Origin of the sequence: Dokdonella sp., assembly GCF_019634775.1 — a bacterium.
In the GTDB taxonomy this organism is placed as follows: Bacteria; Pseudomonadota; Gammaproteobacteria; order Xanthomonadales; family Rhodanobacteraceae; genus Dokdonella.
This window is the reverse complement of sequence record NZ_JAHCAS010000001.1, coordinates 2,205,737-2,222,244: the sequence shown is the minus strand read 5'-3', so window position 1 is coordinate 2,222,244 and position 16,508 is coordinate 2,205,737. Positions and strand designations below refer to the sequence as shown.

The following is a 16,508-nucleotide window of genomic DNA, read 5'->3' as shown; positions in this document are numbered from 1 at the left end:
GATGTTGACTTCCGCATTCTCGTTCACCCGCCTGCGCGCCCAGTTCATCAAGGAAGTGCTCAGCGTCCTGCGCGACCCGCGCAGCCGCATGGTGGTGTTCGTGCCGCCGATCCTGCAGTTGCTGGTGTTCGCCTTTGCCGCGACGCTGGAAGTGCGCAACGTCGATATCGCCGTCTACGATCAGGATGCGGGGCGCTGGTCGCACGAGTTGGTACAACGCCTGGACAGCGCCCGCTTCATCACCCACGTCCGGCATGTCGACAGCCAACAGCAGCTCCACGAGCTGATCGACCGTGGCGAGGTGATCGCCGCGCTCGCCATCCCGGTGGATTTCTCGCGCTCCATCGCCGCCGGCGAAAGTGGCCGCGCGCAGGTACTGGTCGATGGCCGGCGCAGCAACTCCGGGCAGATCACCGTGGCCTATCTGTCCACCATCGCCGCCGATGTCGGCGCCGAGGTCGTGCCCGACGCCCAGGCACCAACGCCCGTGGTCGTGCGCCACTGGTTCAACCCGAATCTGGTCTACCGCTGGTTCATCGTGCCCGGCCTGACGGGCATCCTGGCGCTGTTCAGCTCGCTCTTGATCACCTCGTTGTCGATCGCGCGCGAGCGCGAGCTGGGCACCTTCGACCAGTTGCTGGTGTCGCCCACCTCGACGCCCGAGATCATCATCTCCAAGTCGCTGCCGGCACTCGCAATTGGCACCGGGCTGGGCCTGTTCATGATCAGCGCGGGCGTCTTCCTGTTCGGCATCCCGTTTACGGGCTCGTTTGCACTCCTGCTTGCCAGCCTGGTGCTGTTCATCGCCTCGGTGGTCGGCATCGGTCTGATGATTTCCGCGGTCAGCATGACGCAGCAGCAGGCCATCCTGGGAGCGTTCGCCATCGGCGTGCCGGCGGTGCTGATGTCCGGCTTTGCGACGCCTGTGGAAAACATGCCTGTCGTCCTGCAATGGCTGGCTCAGGCCATCCCACTGACCCATTTCCTCATCATCGTCGAAGGCAGCTTTCTCAAGGCCATGCCGCCCGGTGACATTCTCGCCAGCCTGTGGCCGCTGGCGGTCATCGCCCTCGCCACGCTGACCATGGCCACCGTATTCGTCCGAGGACGCCTGCAATGAAATCCAAGCCCCGCACTCCCTTTCTTCGCGCAACCGTCACCGGCCTGACCCCTGGGCGCGCGCGTCCGCTCGTGCTGGCCCTGTCCTGCGTGCTGCTGACTGCCTGCGCAAGCGTGGGCCCCGACTACCGCGAGCCGCCGCCGGTCGACGTCGGCAGCGGCTGGAGCTTGCCGTTGGCAAGCGAATCCCAGTCCGCAGACTTGAGCCAATGGTGGTCTGCACTGGACGATCCCATCCTCGATCGCCTGATGGCCACGGCGCTGGCACAGAACCTGGATCTGCGCCACGCTGCGGCACGCATCGATGAGGCACGCGCCCTGCGCGATCGTGTGGCCGGCGAGGCATTGCCCACCGCCGCCGCTGGCGCGAGCGTCAACCGGCGCCGTCAAAGCGAGAACGGACCCCTGCCCGTAGGTTCGATCCCCGGCCTTGACGCCACGCAGACCATCTACGACGCGGGCTTCGACGCGGCCTGGGAGGCCGACTTGTTCGGGGCCAAGCGGCGGGCGCTGGAAGGCGCCAGCGCCCGCCTGCAGGCGACCGAAGCCGAGGCGCAGGGCATACGCATGCGCATCGTGGCCGAGGTCGCGCGCACCTGGTTCACCGCCGTCGGCGCCCGCTACGAGTTGCACGCACAACAGGCCACACTGGATACGCTGCAGCAGACCTTGGAATTGGTGCGCCTGCGGCATGCGCTGGGCGACGCGTCGGCCGCCGACGTGGAGGCGGCGTACGCCCAATGGACAGCAGTCAACGCGCTCATCCCGGATATCCAGGCGCGTCAGCGCGCCGCGATACTCAGCCTGGGCGTGCTGCTGGGCGCGCCGCCGGAGCGGGAGCTGGCACTGCTGGATGGCCCCTTGACGCCGAGCACGCTGCGGGCGCTGCCGGTGGGCGAGCGCGCAGAGATGCTGCGCCGGCGCCCGGACGTGCTGGCTGCGGAGCGTCACCTGGCAGCGAGTTCCGCCGACATCGGCGTGGCCACGGCCGAGTTGTTCCCCAAACTCTCCATCGGTGTCGGCGGCGGGTTCCAAGCGCTCAGTACGGGCGATTGGTTCGATGCATCCAGCTCGCGTTTTTCCATCCTGCCGCTGATTTCCTGGCGCCTGTTCGACGGTGGCCGTGTGCGAGCCGAAATTCGGGCACGCGAGGCGGCCGAGCGACAGGCCGCGCTGGCCTATGAGCAGGCCGTGCTGGCGGCGCTGGGCGATGCCGAGCGCGCGCTTGGCGACTACCACGGCGGGCTGGACACACTGGAGCGCCGCGGTATGGCACTGGATGCCGCGCGCACCAGCTACGGCCACGCCAAGGCGCGCTACGCGGCGGGCGACATTGCGCTGGTCGAACTGCTGGCTGCCCAGCGCAGTCTGCACGAGGCAGAAACCGCAGCCGCACGCGCGCATACCAACGCCGCCGTGCAACTGGTGGCGCTGTACAAGGCCCTTGGTGGTGGCTGGGACGTATCCACGACGGCATCGACCGCAACCCATCCGCTGCGGGGCGCTGCCGCCCCCGTCGCGTTTTCAAGCCGCTGATTCAACACAAGGAGACCGTCATGCAAATCAACGTTGGAAATCTCGACCGCATTGTGCGCATCGTCATCGGACTGATTATGCTCAGTCTCCCATTGTGGCTGGACTCATCCTGGCGTTGGCTGGGACTCATTGGAATCATGCCACTCCTCACCGGCCTGGCAGGCCGCTGTCCTGGCTATCGCCTGCTCGGCCTCAGCACTTGCCCGATGCGAAAACCCGAGTGAACGCCCTATGAAACTCAGTTTTTTGGGCGCAGCCCGAGAAGTCACCGGATCGTGCTTTCTGGTCGAAGCGGCTAATGTCCGCTTCCTGGTCGATTGCGGCATGGTTCAAGGTGGGCGTATAGCAGCAGCACGCAACCACGAGCCGTTCGCGTTCGACCCGGCGTCCATTGACTTCGTCCTGCTAACCCACGCCCACATCGACCACAGCGGGCTATTGCCCAAACTCACGCGCGCCGGGTTCAAGGGGTCCATCTACGCCACGCCAGCGACGGTTGATCTGCTCGGGGTGATGCTGCCCGATAGCGCTCACATCCAGGAAATCGATGCCAAGCGGGTTGCCAAGCGGCTCAAAGAAAAGACCGTGCCGCCACCCCTGTATACCCTGCAGGATGCACACGAATGCCTGCAGCAAGTACGAGGTATCGAATACGACCGGGAGTTCGCACCCCGCGTCGGGGTGCGCGCCCGCTTTCGTGATGCCGGACACATCCTTGGTTCGGCCATCCTGGAAGTGTGGATTACCGAGTACGGTTACCCCACGAAGATCGTGTTCAGCGGCGATCTGGGTCAGCCGGGACGCCCCATCCTGCGCGACCCGACACCCATTGAGGAAGCCGACATCCTCGTCATCGAGTCCACCTACGGTGACCGCCGGCACAAGGATTTTTCGGCGACCGAAGCGGACATGATCGGCATCGTCGAGAAAACCCTGTTCGAGCGCGGCGGCAATGTCATCGTTCCGGCCTTTGCGGTCGGCCGAACCCAGGAGGTGCTCTACCACCTACATCGTCTCACCTGCGAAGGGCGTCTGCAGCGTCCAATGGTGTTTGTCGATTCGCCGATGGCCACCGAGGCCACACGCATCACGCGTGAACATCTCGAATTGTTCGACGAACAGGCGAAGCGGTTGGCCGGATGGCACGCGCGCGGCGAGAACCTCCCGTACCTGGATTTCACAGCGAGCGCTGAGGAGTCCATGGCGCTGAACCGGATTCGCTCCGGGGCCATCATTATTTCTGCCAGCGGCATGTGCGATGCGGGACGTATCCGGCACCACCTGCGCCACAACTTGCCACGCCGCGAATGCAGCATCTTGTTTCCCGGTTTCCAGGCGCAGGGGACGCTTGGCCGACGCCTGATCGAGGGGGCCGAACGTGTACGCATCTTCGGCGAGGACATCCCGGTACGTGCGGCGATCCACAGCGTGGACGGCCTCTCGGCGCATGCCGACCAGAAGGCGCTGCTGGATTGGGCCCGTGCTTTCATTCAAGCACCGGCGCAAACCTTCGTGGTGCATGGGGAATCGTCGGCCGCGCAAACCTTCGCTGACCTCTTGCAGCAGCAACTCGGCTGGCAGGTCACGGTGCCCGAGTATGGCCATGCGCTGCGCTGGCCGGACTTTCTGGCGCACGAGTGATGAAGCCCGCAGAAGATCTCGATGAACGCCTGCGCGCCATCCGCGAGTCGCCAACGTACCGGCTTGCGTACGAAGACATCGAGCTGCTTGGCCAGGACGAACTGCGGCCGCTGCGACTACAGCTCGAACTGCTCAAGCCCGAGCGCATCCTGCACGAGCAAGGCATTCGCTCGACGGTAGTGGTCTTCGGCAGCGCACGCGTGAGCGATGCCGAGACGGCAGAAGCCCGTCTTGGCGTTCTGGAGCGTCAGGCGCTCGTCACTCCGGAGGATGTCGGGCTGCGGCAAGAGCTTGCGCGGGCCAATCGCCGGGTCGAACAGGCACGTCACTACGAGCAAGCGAGGCGTTTCTCGGGCCTTATTTCGGCGCGTTTCCAGCAGCAAAACCGCCGTGATTTCGTCGTCGTCACCGGGGGTGGGCCCGGCATCATGGAGGCCGCCAACCGCGGTGCTTTCGAGGTCGGCGCACGTTCGATTGGCCTCAACATCACGCTGCCCCACGAACAGGCACCCAACCCCTACATGTGCCCGGATTTGGCGTTCCGATTCCACTATTTCGCGCTGCGCAAGATGCACTTCTTGTTGCACGCCAAGGGCTTGGTGGCCTTCCCCGGTGGCTATGGAACGCTCGATGAGCTGTTCGAGGTGCTCACCTTGATCCAGACCAGAAAGATGCAGCGTGTTCCGGTGGTGCTGGTCGGCCGTGCATTCTGGCGTCGCGTAGTTGATTTCGATCTTCTGCTCGACGAAGGCTATGTCTCTTCATCCGATCTCGACTTGTTCACCTGCGTAGACGATGCGGAGGAAATCGTCAGTGCCCTCGAACGCTTTTACGTCAACAGGGCGGCAGGCGATGGGGCAACATGATTGGCATCGGCGGGTATCGCTGGAGCCTGCGCGGCACCAAGGTGCGGCAGCCGATGCAGTGCGTCATCTTGTTGATTGCGGGTGCATTGTTCAGCCCGATTTCTGCTTTTGGTTCCGAAGTCTCACTCTCTGCAAATCCTCCCTCCTGCTCGCCAGAGCAATCCCTGCGCTGGCGGGGCGGCACCCTGCGTCTGGAGAACGATTTGTTCACCGGCTCCGATCGCAACTACACCAACGGTGTCGCGCTAACAGCAGTCTCACGTGATCTGCAAGGCGGGCTCCGTCCGGAGTGCCTGCCTCAGCCGATTGGTTTGTACGCCCGCTTCATCGGCTGGGCTGATCCCGGGTTCTGGCGCGATTCCGGCGCCCAGACATCGTCGCAAAACCTCGTCGTGCGCTTTGGCCAGTCCATGTACACGCCCGAGAACAAGACGCGCACCGACGTGATTCCAGATGACCGACCGTACGCTGGTTTGCTCTACCTGGGTTTGGCGTGGAATCGCCGCATCCACCCACAAGCCGCCAGCTACGAAATGCTTGACGTGCGTGAGCTGACCCTGGGCGTGATCGGCCCCTGGTCGCTGGCCGAGCAATCTCAGGATCTGGTGCATCGGGCACGCGGCATTGAGCGATTTCGCGGCTGGGACAACCAGTTGCGCAACGAGCCGGCGTTTCAGATGGCCATGGACCGCAAGTTCAAGCCGTACATGGAGGGTGCGGTCCGCCCTGGATGGGGCAGCGACGTGATCGGCAGCTATGCCCTGCGGGTCGGAAACATCGAAACCGCCGCCAGTACCGGCGTGGAGTTTCGCGCGGGCTGGAATATACCGAACGACTTCGGCAGCTATCCGATCCGCCCTGGCGCAGAGAACCGCCCGCCCTCTGGTGTTGCCGATCTGCGCACGACAACGCCGCAGTCGGTCCTGGCGCCCAAACCTGGGGCACATGTCTTCCTGAATCTGGAGGGTAAAGCCGTCGCCTGGGACTTCTCACTCGACGGAAACATGTTCCGGCATAGCCATCACGTCAGCCGGCGGCCTTGGATCGCGCAAGCAGCTCTCGGCATCAGTAGCCAATGGATCGTTGCTGGACGTGGCGTACGGCTCGCCGTGATGCGCGTTTGGAGAACCCGCGAGTTCGACCAGCAGGCGGGCCATCACGCATTCGGATCGATCGCGCTGAGTCTGGAATTTTGAGGACACCTGCAACCAATCGTTAGACCCAAAGCATTCGTCACAACATCAATGGAGAAATTCGTGAACCAGCCCTTGAAACCCAGATCGTTTTTCACCGTCCCGCTGTCCGTGCTCTTGGCAACCTTCGCCACGGCACTCGGTGCGCAGTCCGTAGAGGCGGCAAAGCCAATGGCGCTTCGTACCATAATGGAAAGACTCGGTCGCGACATGCAAGCCGTCACGGGCGCGATCTCCAAAGAAGACTGGCCGCTGGTCGCCGAGCTAGCACCACGAATCGCCAAGCATGCCGAGCCGCCCATGTCGGAAAAGATGCGCATCCTTGCTTGGCTTGGGGCAGACGCTGGAAAGTTTCGGGGTCTTGATGGACAGGTCCATGACGCCGCGACCGCCATGGGCGAGGCTGCACAGCGGAATGACGGCCAAGCAGTCATCGCGGCTTTCTCCAAGACCCAGCAAAGCTGCCTAGCCTGCCACCAGAGTTACCGTCGCTCGTTCGTGGAAAAGTTCTATGGAAGCCGCTAGCAAGGGATGGCTACACCTGTTGACGGAAGACTAGCTTCTGTCCAATCAATATACCTCGACGCGTTTCAGGTTCCCAGGAAGCCACCCGTGCAGCGATCACGGGTTCCTGCTTCACCCGCGGCAGCACTCGTTGGATCTGACGTTCATGACTCCCGTATGCATGTGGGTCACCAGCACCAGCGGATAACGCAGCACCTCGTCCAGTGAGATACGTTTGTGCTTGAGCAGCGGATGCCATGCCGGCGCCGCGACCATGAGGGGGGGCGCTCCAAAGCGCCTTAGCCACGATGTCGTCACCCACTTCACCAGACTGGGCCCTAGGTCATACAGATCGCCATGCAGCCCCTTGATTTGCTGCGACAGTGACACCTCGAACAGGCGCAACTCGACGTCGGGCTCCTCCTGCCAGCTTAACGCCAGCAAGGTCGGCAAGCGCGACGGGGTGATGCCATCGGACAGCGTAATGCGTTGCTGACCGTGAAAGCCGTTGGCCGCTCCCCTCACGCTGTCGCGGGCTTGCTGCAAGGCAGTGAAGAGGCGCGGCACATGTTGCAGGAATTGCTTGTCCGCCCGCGTCAGCCGCTTGCTGCGACTGCTCCGGCCGCAGTGCTTCAGCAGCGCGGTTACAGGTGGCGATCTCGAATTCGCCGAACATGCCCATCGACAGTTCATCCGGCGCGATGCCCGCTGGCGCGAACTTCAGACGCTGCGCCGCCGCCCGTGTCGACAGACCAAATCGCTCGCCCTCGGGGAGTGACGTAAGACGCCGCGACTGTCTTCCTCGGGTCGCTGCGGCCACAGAAGATAGCCGAGGCGCGCTGGCGCGAGTGCTCTAGCTAGCCATCCGCCATGACCGCCGCCCGCGTTCAAGCAGCGTTGCAATAACTCCGGACACCATTGCCCGCGTGCTGTGAGCCGGCGACGGCAGCCGCTGCAAGACATGCCGGCCTCTTCTCCGCACGCATGCGGCTCCCTACGATCATAAGGACTGGTCACGTCACGAGGGACTGCGCATGAACTTACGTCATCTTCGCTGTTTCATTGCTGTAGCCGAGGAACTGCACTTCGGTCGAGCCGCTAGGCGGCTGCATATAGAACAATCTCCCCTATCACGCACGATCCGCAAGTTGGAGACAACTCTAGGCGTGACGTTGCTCAGTCGCACGCCGCGGGGCGCAACCCTGACTTGGGCAGGGCGAGTCTTCCTCGACGACGCCCGCCGCATCATGTTGAGCGTTGAGCAGGCAGTGGCCAGCGCGAAGGCTGCTGCCTCCGGTTCTCAGGGCATTTTGCGAATCGCGCTGTCGAGAGACATAGGACGGGCGAGGCTATCAGCACTGCTTGCACTGTGCCGCGAAGAGTCGCCGCAGGTAAACATCCGGCTCTCCGAAGTACCGCTGACCGAACTCGTGCAGGGGCTGAACGCAAATCTGTTCGACGCCGGCTTTGCAATGGTCAATGAAGTGGAGGACGGGATCATTGCTGAGCCGCTGTGGGCCGACCTCTTGGTAGTGATCCTGCCCGCACGGCACCCGCTTGTAGCCTTCAAGGAAGTGCCGTTGCAGGAAGTGGTGAGCTATCCGCTGGTACTTTGTGATCCACGGGCATGCCAAGGTTGCGGTCGGCAGAGCGAACGACTGTTCCGCTCTGTCGATGTCCAACCGATCGTGGCTGAGTATGCCGCTTCTCACGGGCTGATGCTGACGTTGGTGGCCGCAGGGTACGGGCTAAGTTTTTCCACTGCCGCGCACTTGGCAACTTGCCAGCCGGCGGATGTTGTTGTCCGCCCGTTGGCCGGTCAGAGCGCATCGATAACCACCTATCTGTTACGAACCGAGGGTGGCATGACGGAGCCGTTGCAGCGGTTCATCGAACGCGCCGAACGTGTATGTCATCAGGACGCAAGCACATCACGCGCGATCTGACGCAGATCTATCGAAAGGTGCGCGGCTAGTTTTCTCGGATTGCGCGATTCATCTTTGGTCTTGCGGCTGACCCGATCTGCATGGCTCATGCGCTGTACTGATTCCAGTTTCGACGCAATTGCTGCGCCCTTCCGTACTCCGGCACTCGCCTGCGGGCTCGCCGCCGCGGTCATTTCACTGACGCGGAACGCATGAGCTTTTGCTGGTTGCAAACCGGCTCATCCTGTTGACGCATTGGCACTTTACGCCGTTGGAATTCCTACGGAAAACTTTGGCCAGGTTTCGGGTAAAGCGCGGCACCCATGCTTGACCCCAGGGGAGCGCGACCACCAAGCCGCGTGCCGGTCCAAAGGCAAAGCGCCCGCATCATGGTTGAGGAGTTTCAAGCGTAGCAAGATGTAGTTCGCCCTTAGCCGGCCGTCAGCGCCGATGCAACGCTTCCTTCCACGATCCCGGCCGGTCCTGCGCTTCATCCGGATTTCTGGGCAATCGCCTCGCCCACTTGGGCGGTGCGCGTCTGCCAGAGTTCGATCCGACGATGGGACGCACGCGACATGGAGAAATCGAGTTGCCTTGCCTTTGGCGCCAGGATCTACTACCGCCCGATCGAGGCGGCCGTCCGTTGGGCGGGACTGTTGCGCTTTGAGCCGCGGATTCTGGAAACGCTCGGGCCACGTGCCATGCCTGAGCCGAACGACTTTCCGCGCTGGCCCTTGCTGCGCCTTTTCTCCGAGCGCATCTTCGACGCATTGGCACACGATGAGCTTTCTTACGGCAAGGCAGGCATGGCGCAGGAACCTCAGCGCCCCGCACTCGACGATCCTGCGTTGATCGTGCGCCACGTCGACCTGAAGGCGTGGATGTCGCATTACTACCCCGGTGAGCGGCCTCCATTCCTGTTCGACGGCATCGAGCGCGAACTGCATCCTTCGGTGAGCGTCGCCATGCTGAACGTGTTGCTGGCCGATCGCGAGGCCGCCAAGCTGCAGCTTGCCGAACTCGCACAACTACATGCGGCGCTGAAGGCACAGCACGAAGCGTTGGCGAAGGAGCATGCCAGTAGCATTCGTGAGGGCGATGCGAGTGAACCGGGCCTGCGCAGCGAATCGACTTACCTGAACATCATTGGCGGCCTGCTGACATTGCTGTTGGGCAAGTCCCCCGCGGGCTCTGCCTACTCGTCCTTCCGCAACATGGATGCGGTGATCAGTGCGCTACTGGCCCACCATGAAGGGCGGCCCGGCATCAGCGAGCGAACGCTGTGGAGCAAGCTGGCACAGGCGCGTCGCCACCTGGATGCATCGCGCTGAGCCTGTAACAGCAGACTGCAATTGCAGTTGCGTGTTCTGCAGTTGCAGTGAATCTCGCAGCAGCAGCATATGGAATGCGAGGCACTTTCTGAACAACGCCATCGAGCGTCAAGGAGTGCCTCTCATGTCTTCGCAGACCATCGCGCCGGCCTTGCCGCCCGAGCACCGCATCCTGCGCCGCGCCGAGGTCGAAGCCAAGACCGGCTTCAAGCGCGCGCACATCTACAGCCTCATGAAGGAAGGCAAGTTCCCCAAGGCGCTGCGCCTGGGCGTGCGCGCGGTGGGCTGGGACTCGGTGGAGATCGAACAGTGGATCGCCGATCGCCTCAAAGAACGCGCCTGACGCTTCTTCTCGGTTCATGCCATTCGACGAGGAGAAGCCCATGCAGGTGGTGTCCATCATTTCGACCAAGGGCGGCGTGGGCAAGACCACGACGGCGGCCAACCTGGGCGGCTTCATCGCCGATGCCGGGCTGCGCGTGCTGCTGCTGGACCTGGACGTGCAGCCCACGCTGTCGAGCTACTTCACGCTGGACGTTCGCGCGCCCGGCGGCATCTACCAGATGCTGGCCTTCAACGAGCGGCGCATCGAGCAACTGGTGTCGCGTACCGTGATCGCGGGCCTGGACCTGGTGCTCTCCAACGACGACAGCGGCGAACTGAACACGCTGCTGCTGCACGCTCCGGATGGGCGCCTGCGACTGCGCCATCTGCTTCCCGTCTTCCGCACGCACTACGACTTGCTGCTGATCGACACCCAGGGCGCGCGCAGCGTGCTGCTGGAGATGGCGGTGCTGGCGTCCGACCTGGCGCTGTCGCCGGTGACGCCGGAAATCCTCGCGGCGCGCGAGCTGCGGCGCGGCACGCTGCAACTGATCGAGGACATCGCGCCGTATCGGCACCTGGGCATCGAGCCGCCGCCGCTGCGTCTGCTCATCAACCGTGTGCATCCTGTGTCGTCGAATGCGCGGCTGGTCCAGCAGGCGCTGCGACAGGTGTTTCAGGAACAGGCCGGCGTGCAGGTGCTGGGCACCGACGTACCGGCCATCGAAGCCTATCCGCGCGCTGCGACACGAGGATTGCCGGTGCACCGGGTGGAGTACCGGCAGCCGGCTGGGCGCACGGCGCCCGCGGCGTTGGAGACCATGCGCACGCTGGCCGGCGAGCTGTTCCCCGTGTGGCGGGAGCGCTTCGCGCTGGTCACCGGTCGGGCCGACGCGGGAGGGGCCGGCCATGGCGAGCGCGCATGAACTGGCGCGCGGCCGCGAACGGCTGCGCGCGCTGATCGAGTTCGCGCTGGGCGAAGGCTGGCGCGTGGTTCGCACGTCCGGCGGGCACCTGAAATTCACGAAGCAAGGCTGCGCGTCGATCTACACCAGCTCGACGGCGAGCGACCACCGTGCCGACCGCAATGCCCACTCACAGCTTCGCCGCGCCGACCGGCAAGCGCAGGAGAATGGCCGTGGCTGAGCTGACGCCGCAGGACATGGCTGCCAAGCTGCTGGCCACCGGCTTCGAGCGCAGCGGCCCTTCGGCCGCGACCTTGAGCGACCCCATCGCCGACACGCCGATGGTGGTGACGCTGGACCAGTTGCGGCCCTACGACCACGACCCACGCGTGACGCGCAACCCGGCCTATGCGGAGATCAAGGCGTCCATCCGCGAACGTGGGCTGGACGCGCCCCCCGCGATCACGCGCAGGCCGGGCGAGGCGCACTACATCATTCGCAACGGCGGCAACACGCGGCTGGCGATCCTGCGCGAGTTGTGGAGCGAGACCAAGGAGGAACGCTTCTTCCGCATTGCGTGCCTGTTCCGCCCGTGGCCGGCGCGCGGCGAAATCGTGGCGCTGACCGGGCATCTGGCCGAGAACGAGCTGCGCGGCGGCCTGACCTTTATCGAGCGGGCCTTGGGCATCGAGAAGGCGCGCGAGTTCTACGAGCAGGAAAGCGGCCAGGCGCTGTCGCAAAGCGAACTCGCGCGGCGACTGACGGCCGACGGCTATCCGGTGCCGCAGTCACACATCAGCCGCATGAACGATGCGGTGCGCTATCTGCTGCCGGCGATCCCGACGCTGTTGTACGGCGGATTGGGCCGGCATCAGGTGGACCGGCTCGCAGTGCTGCGCAAGGCGTGCGAGCGCACCTGGGAGCGGCGTGCGCTGGGCCGGCCGCTGACCGTGGACTTCGCTTCGCTGTTTCAGGATGTGCTGTCGCAGTTCGACACGCAGCCGGAGGGCTTCTCGCCCCAGCGCGTGCAGGACGAACTGGTGGGTCAGATGGCCGAGCTGCTGGAAGCGGACTACGACACGCTGGCATTGGAGGTCGATGACAGCGAAAGCCGTCAGCGAGTATTGACCAGCGAGCCGGCCGCGCCGAACCCGGCAACGCCTGTCGCACCTGCGGCGCCAGCCATCACGCCGCAACTGTCGCCCGCGGCGCCAACGCCACGGGACACCTCGCCCGTCGCGCCACCGGCAGAGACACCCTCGGCACCACCTGCCGCTGCACCAAACGCCCGGGACGGGCAGCGCGACGAGCGCCTGCAGGGGCACATCGTGACGCCGGCCCCAACCACCGAGCGCCTGCAGTCCATCCAGAGGATGGTCGCGGATCAGCTCGGCGACAAGCTACCCGACTTCGAGGCCGACGCGCTGCGTGCGATCCCGGTGCAGGTTGGCGGGCTCTTTCCCATCTCGGATGTCTGGTACATCGAGCCGGGCCTGGACGTGCCGGATCGCCTGCGCGTGCATATCGCGCAGTTCGCTCGCGAGATCGCGGGGGAAGCGGCGGTGGGCGACCACATCGAAGCCAGCGATGGCGGCATCGGCTTCGTCTGCGTGACGCCGGCCGTGGGCCAGGCGAAGGCGCTCCCGGCGTTCGCGCGTGCGATGCTGACCCTGCTGCACGCGCTGAGCACCGCGCCGGCACCCGCGACCGGGCTGGACAGCGCGCGGCTGGCCGATGACCTTGGGCCGCTGCTGCATGGTCACGGCGGCTTGGTCACGCGCCTGAGCGATGCCGGGCTGGTAAAGCTGTTCCGTCTGCTGCGCCTGGCGCGCCGGCTGCTGGATCTGGAAGCCGGCGTAGCGAGCCAGGATTCCTGAGCGCAGGAGGCTCCCGTATGTCGGCACCGCACCCGCTCAACCAGGCCGTGATCGCCCAGGCCCTGCATGACCTGCGCAACGGCCAGTTGCGCCGCTGCAAGGCCATGGGCTTCGGTGAGGAGGAACTGGATGCGCTGAAGCACCCAGAACTCGTGAGCATGCTGGTGAATGCCACGGTGTCGTGGTGTTCGGTGTCGGTGAACCGGGAAGTGTTGAAGCGGCTGCTGAGCCAGGTGCACGACGTGGAGCGGGAGATCGCCACGGTGGACCGCATGCTGCGCCTGGGGGCGAGCACGGAGATGGTCAGCAAGTTCTACGGCCTCACGCATCAGGAAGTGGCGCTGCGCCGCGACATCCTCGGGCTGCCCAAGCGTAAGGGTCGGCATCCGGTGCTCGACGAGGCGCAGGACGTGGCCCTGTGGGAACGCTGGAAGGCCGGCATCACGGAGCGGCACATCGCACTGAACGACGACATGGCGATGCTGGCGCTGACCATGGACCTGGCCGAGGCCATGACCCTGCCCATGTCGGTGATCTGGTCGGCGATACGGAACTGGGTCGACCAGGGGCTGGTGTAGGTCATGACGACGGGCGACGCTCCACGGCGTGATGGCCCGGTTGCGCTGTCGGCGTTGTTCGACGAGGCGCTGCGGCACCTTGAGCCGAAGGAACCGGCGCAGGGCACGGCGCCGAGCCAGGACGGCTTTCTCTACAGCGGCAACCGGCACGAGAGCGTGCCGCGCGCGTTGTTCCTCGACCGGCGCCTGACGCCGCTGGAGCGCAATGCCTGGCAGGTGTTCCGCCTGCAGCTCAACGACGACGGCGTGACCGCCTTTCCCACCTACGACCAGCTCCGCCCATATCTGGCGTCCATGCCCTGTGCGGCGCAAGCCTCGCACGAGACCGTGGCGCGCGCCTTGACGCTGCTGCGGCTGACGCGCTGGCTCAGCCTGGTGCGGCGGCGGCGCGATCCCAAGACCGGCCGTATCCAAGGCAACCTCTACGTGCTGCACGACGAACCGCTGTCACCCTTCGAGGCGATGCAGCTCGACCCGGACTACCTGGGCCTGGTGAGCCAGGCGCTCACGCACGCGGCGAAGGCGGTGCAGGTCGTGGGCATGAACACGCTGCGGGAGATCGCCGAAGACCCGCTGCTCAGCGGGCGCACACTGCCGACCCGTCTGCAAGTGCTGGCGCAGCGCATGGCGCGGCATGGCTGGACGACGCCAGGTTATCCACAGGAGGGTGCGGACCACGAATCCGAAGAAGGCCAGGAAGCCCTTCTTCGGAATGCTGCGCGCCCGTCTTCGGAATCCGAAGCAGGGCCGAAACCCGCGCCGGACAGCTCTCTTCGGATTCCGAAGGAGGACCGTACAGTACGTAATGATCGTATAAATGAAGTACGTACAGTACCGCGCGCGAGGGCCTTGCAGAACCTGCGACTGCCCGAGCGTTTCCTGCGCTTGAAGGACGAGCAGCAGGCCGGCGCGCTGGTGGCGCTGCAGCAGGTGGACGAGGCGCAGCGGCAGGCCGTTCTCGACGAGTGGGCGGCACGCTGCCACAACAGCGCGGTGCGCAACCCGGCCGGCTACCTGTTTGGCATCATCCAGAAGGCGATCCGCGGGGAGTTCAAGGCGTGGGCGGGCACCGACGCAGGAGCGCCGCCCGCGCCGCGAGCTGCGGGGCCCGCGTCATCGTCGTCGCCTTCGGCCTCCCGCCCAGCCGACCCCGAGGTGGCGCGCGCCTACCTCGCACGGCTGCGTTCAGCCTTGCGCGATCCCTGAGCTATCCCCAGGGGATAGACGGAACAGGTCGCCTTCCGTGGGGTGATCCAGTCAGGTCGCGGCTTCGTCTTCTTCCGTTTCCCGCCAATAGGCGTAGTTGAACAGTGCATCCAGCTCCGTGAAGTCGTCCAGGCCCAACGATCGTCTGACCGTATCGGCATGCCCGCAGTACCTTGCGTAGCTTTCCGCACTGACGTTCTGCTTGGTTGGATGCAGTGGGTAGTCCCGGATGCCGGCGAGCGCCAGTCCCGACACCGCGTTCTGGTTCATCACGGCGAACCGCTTGTTGTCCAGCGCGTGCAGAATCTCAGTCAGCAGGTTGATGCCTGCTCCGGTGATGGCGCCGAAATGTCGATGTAGAACGGTAAACGCTTCGGCAGGCGAGAGGTTGCGCCGGTCAAGGATGTCCGCCACTGCGGCCACGAACTGCCCTGGGTGGTTGGCGATCCGGCTCTTGCCGCGGTGCAGCCCGCCGGAATGGAACAGGCCGATCAGCGCGTCGTACTTACTCGGAAAGTCCCGCCTGGCATTGCTGCTCAGGGCCGCCAGCTCTGCCAGCCTGCGCCTTGCCTGGCGCAGGTTTCCCTTGCGGCCGGTCTTCTGCGCGGTGAATCCATGCGCTGAATCGTCGCTTTTCATCAGCTCCAGGAGGTCGGCCAGGATCGTGAAGTCCGGCCCCTCGGTTCGGCTCGCCTTCTGCGCACGCTTCTTGGCCACCTTCCGGCAAGTGTCGTGGATGATGTACTCCCGCTCGTAGGCATCAATCCGGGGCTTGGTCGCTGGCACGAGAATCCTGTCCGCGACCAGCGCATCGAGGTGTCGCGTGACAGATGCCATCAGCGCGCCGCTCGCGTCGTCGATGAGGGCCGATGCCTCGTAGTTTCCGTAGAAGCCTCCGTGGGTGAGGTTGGCCGAGCCGACGATCACCGAGCATTGCTTGCCATTCTGGAAGGCGTAGATCTTCGGGTGGAAGGTGTCGCTGGCGTTGCTGAGGTACAGGACGAGCGCGTGCTTCTCGGCGAGCGCAAAGAGCTGTCGGAGTGCTTCGGGTTCGGTCAGGTAGAAGTCCAGACCTATCGCAAACCTGGCCTTCAATCCCCCTTCCAGCGCCTTGCGCAAGGGCTTCAACAAGTCGCCGATGGCCGAGATCTTCGCGAAGGCCACCAAGCATTCCAGGCGTTCCGCCCGCTTCAGCAGCTTCTCGACTACGTGGCCGTGCCCGTGCTCTTCCCCGTTCAACAGCAACTGAACGGCTTTCCCATCCTGCATGTTTTCCCCTCGTTCTTCTGCGCAGCAACCCAGGTGCGATGCACCCCCAGTCATTGTCATGGTTCACGCCCAGACATCAAGCATCGCGGGCTCAAGACCTATCCCCAGGGGATAGCCGGCACACACAGCCTTCCGTGCGGAACAATCCGGGCACGCATGGGCTGCGGTTTGTTGACTGACAGCCTTCCGGCCGATGCCGATGCTGGCGACTCGCCCCTTCACCGCGAGTCGCTC

The 16,508-nt window shown here is 64.6% G+C and carries 17 protein-coding genes; 15 read left to right on the top strand and 2 right to left on the bottom strand.

What is annotated here, in order from left to right; translation table 11 throughout:
- Window position 1: 1 nt before the first annotated feature.
- Genes KF907_RS09560 through KF907_RS09530 form a run of 7 tightly spaced genes read left to right on the top strand, consistent with a single transcriptional unit; the run spans window position 2 to window position 6,880 of the window.
- A complete protein-coding gene (locus KF907_RS09560) occupies window positions 2–1,120 on the top strand; it encodes an ABC transporter permease (protein WP_010792190.1) in 1,119 nt (372 codons plus the stop codon).
- A complete protein-coding gene (locus KF907_RS09555; RefSeq protein ID WP_023124374.1) occupies window positions 1,117–2,655 on the top strand; it encodes an efflux transporter outer membrane subunit in 1,539 nt (512 codons plus the stop codon). The genes KF907_RS09560 and KF907_RS09555 overlap by 4 nt, the downstream gene beginning before the upstream one ends.
- Before the next feature lie 20 nt (window positions 2,656–2,675).
- A complete protein-coding gene (locus tag KF907_RS09550) occupies window positions 2,676–2,879 on the top strand; it encodes a YgaP family membrane protein (RefSeq protein ID WP_023443931.1) in 204 nt (67 codons plus the stop codon).
- A gap of 7 nt (window positions 2,880–2,886) precedes the next feature.
- On the top strand, window positions 2,887–4,296 hold the full coding sequence (locus KF907_RS09545) for an MBL fold metallo-hydrolase RNA specificity domain-containing protein (protein WP_023443930.1): 1,410 nt from the start codon (window positions 2,887–2,889) through the stop codon (window positions 4,294–4,296).
- Window positions 4,296–5,162, top strand: coding sequence for an LOG family protein (locus KF907_RS09540; RefSeq protein WP_013721839.1), 867 nt, complete (start codon window positions 4,296–4,298; stop codon window positions 5,160–5,162). Before KF907_RS09545 ends, KF907_RS09540 begins: the two co-directional genes overlap by 1 nt.
- The gene (locus tag KF907_RS09535; protein ID WP_023443929.1) at window positions 5,159–6,358 is read left to right on the top strand and encodes a lipid A deacylase LpxR family protein; all 1,200 of its coding nucleotides are present in this window, start codon (window positions 5,159–5,161) and stop codon (window positions 6,356–6,358) included. Before KF907_RS09540 ends, KF907_RS09535 begins: the two co-directional genes overlap by 4 nt.
- A 60-nt stretch (window positions 6,359–6,418) precedes the next feature.
- Window positions 6,419–6,880 (top strand): cytochrome c, encoded by a 462-nt coding sequence (locus KF907_RS09530; protein WP_023443928.1) that lies wholly within the window; start codon window positions 6,419–6,421, stop codon window positions 6,878–6,880.
- Between the two features lie 111 nt (window positions 6,881–6,991).
- Here KF907_RS09530 and KF907_RS09525 read toward each other — a convergent pair whose 3' ends face one another.
- Window positions 6,992–7,552 carry a LysR family transcriptional regulator gene (locus KF907_RS09525; RefSeq protein ID WP_227274788.1) on the bottom strand — a complete coding sequence of 187 codons (561 nt, stop codon included), beginning with the start codon at window positions 7,550–7,552 and terminating at the stop codon, window positions 6,992–6,994.
- Window positions 7,553–7,893: 341 nt separating this feature from the next.
- Between KF907_RS09525 and KF907_RS09520 the strand changes: the two genes are divergently transcribed.
- From KF907_RS09520 to KF907_RS09485, 8 genes are all read left to right on the top strand, one after another.
- Window positions 7,894–8,805, top strand: a complete 912-nt coding sequence (locus KF907_RS09520) for a LysR family transcriptional regulator (RefSeq protein WP_291219919.1) — start codon at window positions 7,894–7,896, stop codon at window positions 8,803–8,805.
- Window positions 8,806–9,359: 554 nt separating this feature from the next.
- Window positions 9,360–10,115, top strand: coding sequence for a hypothetical protein (locus tag KF907_RS09515; protein ID WP_023443926.1), 756 nt, complete (start codon window positions 9,360–9,362; stop codon window positions 10,113–10,115).
- A 124-nt stretch (window positions 10,116–10,239) separates the two neighbouring features.
- A complete protein-coding gene (locus KF907_RS09510; RefSeq protein WP_004255100.1) occupies window positions 10,240–10,458 on the top strand; it encodes an AlpA family transcriptional regulator in 219 nt (72 codons plus the stop codon).
- A gap of 40 nt (window positions 10,459–10,498) precedes the next feature.
- Entirely contained in the window at window positions 10,499–11,365 is an 867-nt protein-coding gene (locus tag KF907_RS09505) for a ParA family protein (protein ID WP_023443925.1), read from the top strand.
- Window positions 11,349–11,585, top strand: a complete 237-nt coding sequence (locus KF907_RS09500) for a hypothetical protein (protein WP_023443924.1) — start codon at window positions 11,349–11,351, stop codon at window positions 11,583–11,585. The genes KF907_RS09505 and KF907_RS09500 overlap by 17 nt, the downstream gene beginning before the upstream one ends.
- Entirely contained in the window at window positions 11,578–13,221 is a 1,644-nt protein-coding gene (locus KF907_RS09495; protein ID WP_023125208.1) for a ParB family protein, read from the top strand. The genes KF907_RS09500 and KF907_RS09495 overlap by 8 nt, the downstream gene beginning before the upstream one ends.
- A 17-nt stretch (window positions 13,222–13,238) precedes the next feature.
- Window positions 13,239–13,799, top strand: coding sequence for a DUF2857 domain-containing protein (locus KF907_RS09490; RefSeq protein WP_010792177.1), 561 nt, complete (start codon window positions 13,239–13,241; stop codon window positions 13,797–13,799).
- A 3-nt stretch (window positions 13,800–13,802) separates the two neighbouring features.
- Window positions 13,803–15,005 carry an STY4528 family pathogenicity island replication protein gene (locus KF907_RS09485; protein ID WP_023125207.1) on the top strand — a complete coding sequence of 401 codons (1,203 nt, stop codon included), beginning with the start codon at window positions 13,803–13,805 and terminating at the stop codon, window positions 15,003–15,005.
- 51 nt (window positions 15,006–15,056) lie between these two features.
- On the opposite strand, the gene KF907_RS09480 is transcribed toward KF907_RS09485, so the two are convergent.
- Window positions 15,057–16,274, bottom strand: a complete 1,218-nt coding sequence (locus tag KF907_RS09480) for a phospholipase D family protein (protein ID WP_013721846.1) — start codon at window positions 16,272–16,274, stop codon at window positions 15,057–15,059.
- Between the last annotated feature and the right edge of the window lie 234 nt (window positions 16,275–16,508).

Coding starts and splice junctions, on each gene's coding strand:
- KF907_RS09500 (WP_023443924.1), top strand. CDS start 11,349: ATGGCGAGCGCGCATGAACTGGCGCGCGGCCGCGAACGGCTGCGCGCG.
- KF907_RS09520 (WP_291219919.1), top strand. CDS start 7,894: ATGAACTTACGTCATCTTCGCTGTTTCATTGCTGTAGCCGAGGAACTG.
- KF907_RS09490 (WP_010792177.1), top strand. CDS start 13,239: ATGTCGGCACCGCACCCGCTCAACCAGGCCGTGATCGCCCAGGCCCTG.
- KF907_RS09560 (WP_010792190.1), top strand. CDS start 2: ATGTTGACTTCCGCATTCTCGTTCACCCGCCTGCGCGCCCAGTTCATC.
- KF907_RS09550 (WP_023443931.1), top strand. CDS start 2,676: ATGCAAATCAACGTTGGAAATCTCGACCGCATTGTGCGCATCGTCATC.
- KF907_RS09525 (WP_227274788.1), bottom strand. CDS start 7,552: ATGAACTGTCGATGGGCATGTTCGGCGAATTCGAGATCGCCACCTGTA.
- KF907_RS09555 (WP_023124374.1), top strand. CDS start 1,117: ATGAAATCCAAGCCCCGCACTCCCTTTCTTCGCGCAACCGTCACCGGC.
- KF907_RS09510 (WP_004255100.1), top strand. CDS start 10,240: ATGTCTTCGCAGACCATCGCGCCGGCCTTGCCGCCCGAGCACCGCATC.
- KF907_RS09535 (WP_023443929.1), top strand. CDS start 5,159: ATGATTGGCATCGGCGGGTATCGCTGGAGCCTGCGCGGCACCAAGGTG.
- KF907_RS09515 (WP_023443926.1), top strand. CDS start 9,360: ATGGAGAAATCGAGTTGCCTTGCCTTTGGCGCCAGGATCTACTACCGC.
- KF907_RS09545 (WP_023443930.1), top strand. CDS start 2,887: ATGAAACTCAGTTTTTTGGGCGCAGCCCGAGAAGTCACCGGATCGTGC.
- KF907_RS09485 (WP_023125207.1), top strand. CDS start 13,803: ATGACGACGGGCGACGCTCCACGGCGTGATGGCCCGGTTGCGCTGTCG.
- KF907_RS09480 (WP_013721846.1), bottom strand. CDS start 16,274: ATGCAGGATGGGAAAGCCGTTCAGTTGCTGTTGAACGGGGAAGAGCAC.
- KF907_RS09540 (WP_013721839.1), top strand. CDS start 4,296: ATGAAGCCCGCAGAAGATCTCGATGAACGCCTGCGCGCCATCCGCGAG.
- KF907_RS09505 (WP_023443925.1), top strand. CDS start 10,499: ATGCAGGTGGTGTCCATCATTTCGACCAAGGGCGGCGTGGGCAAGACC.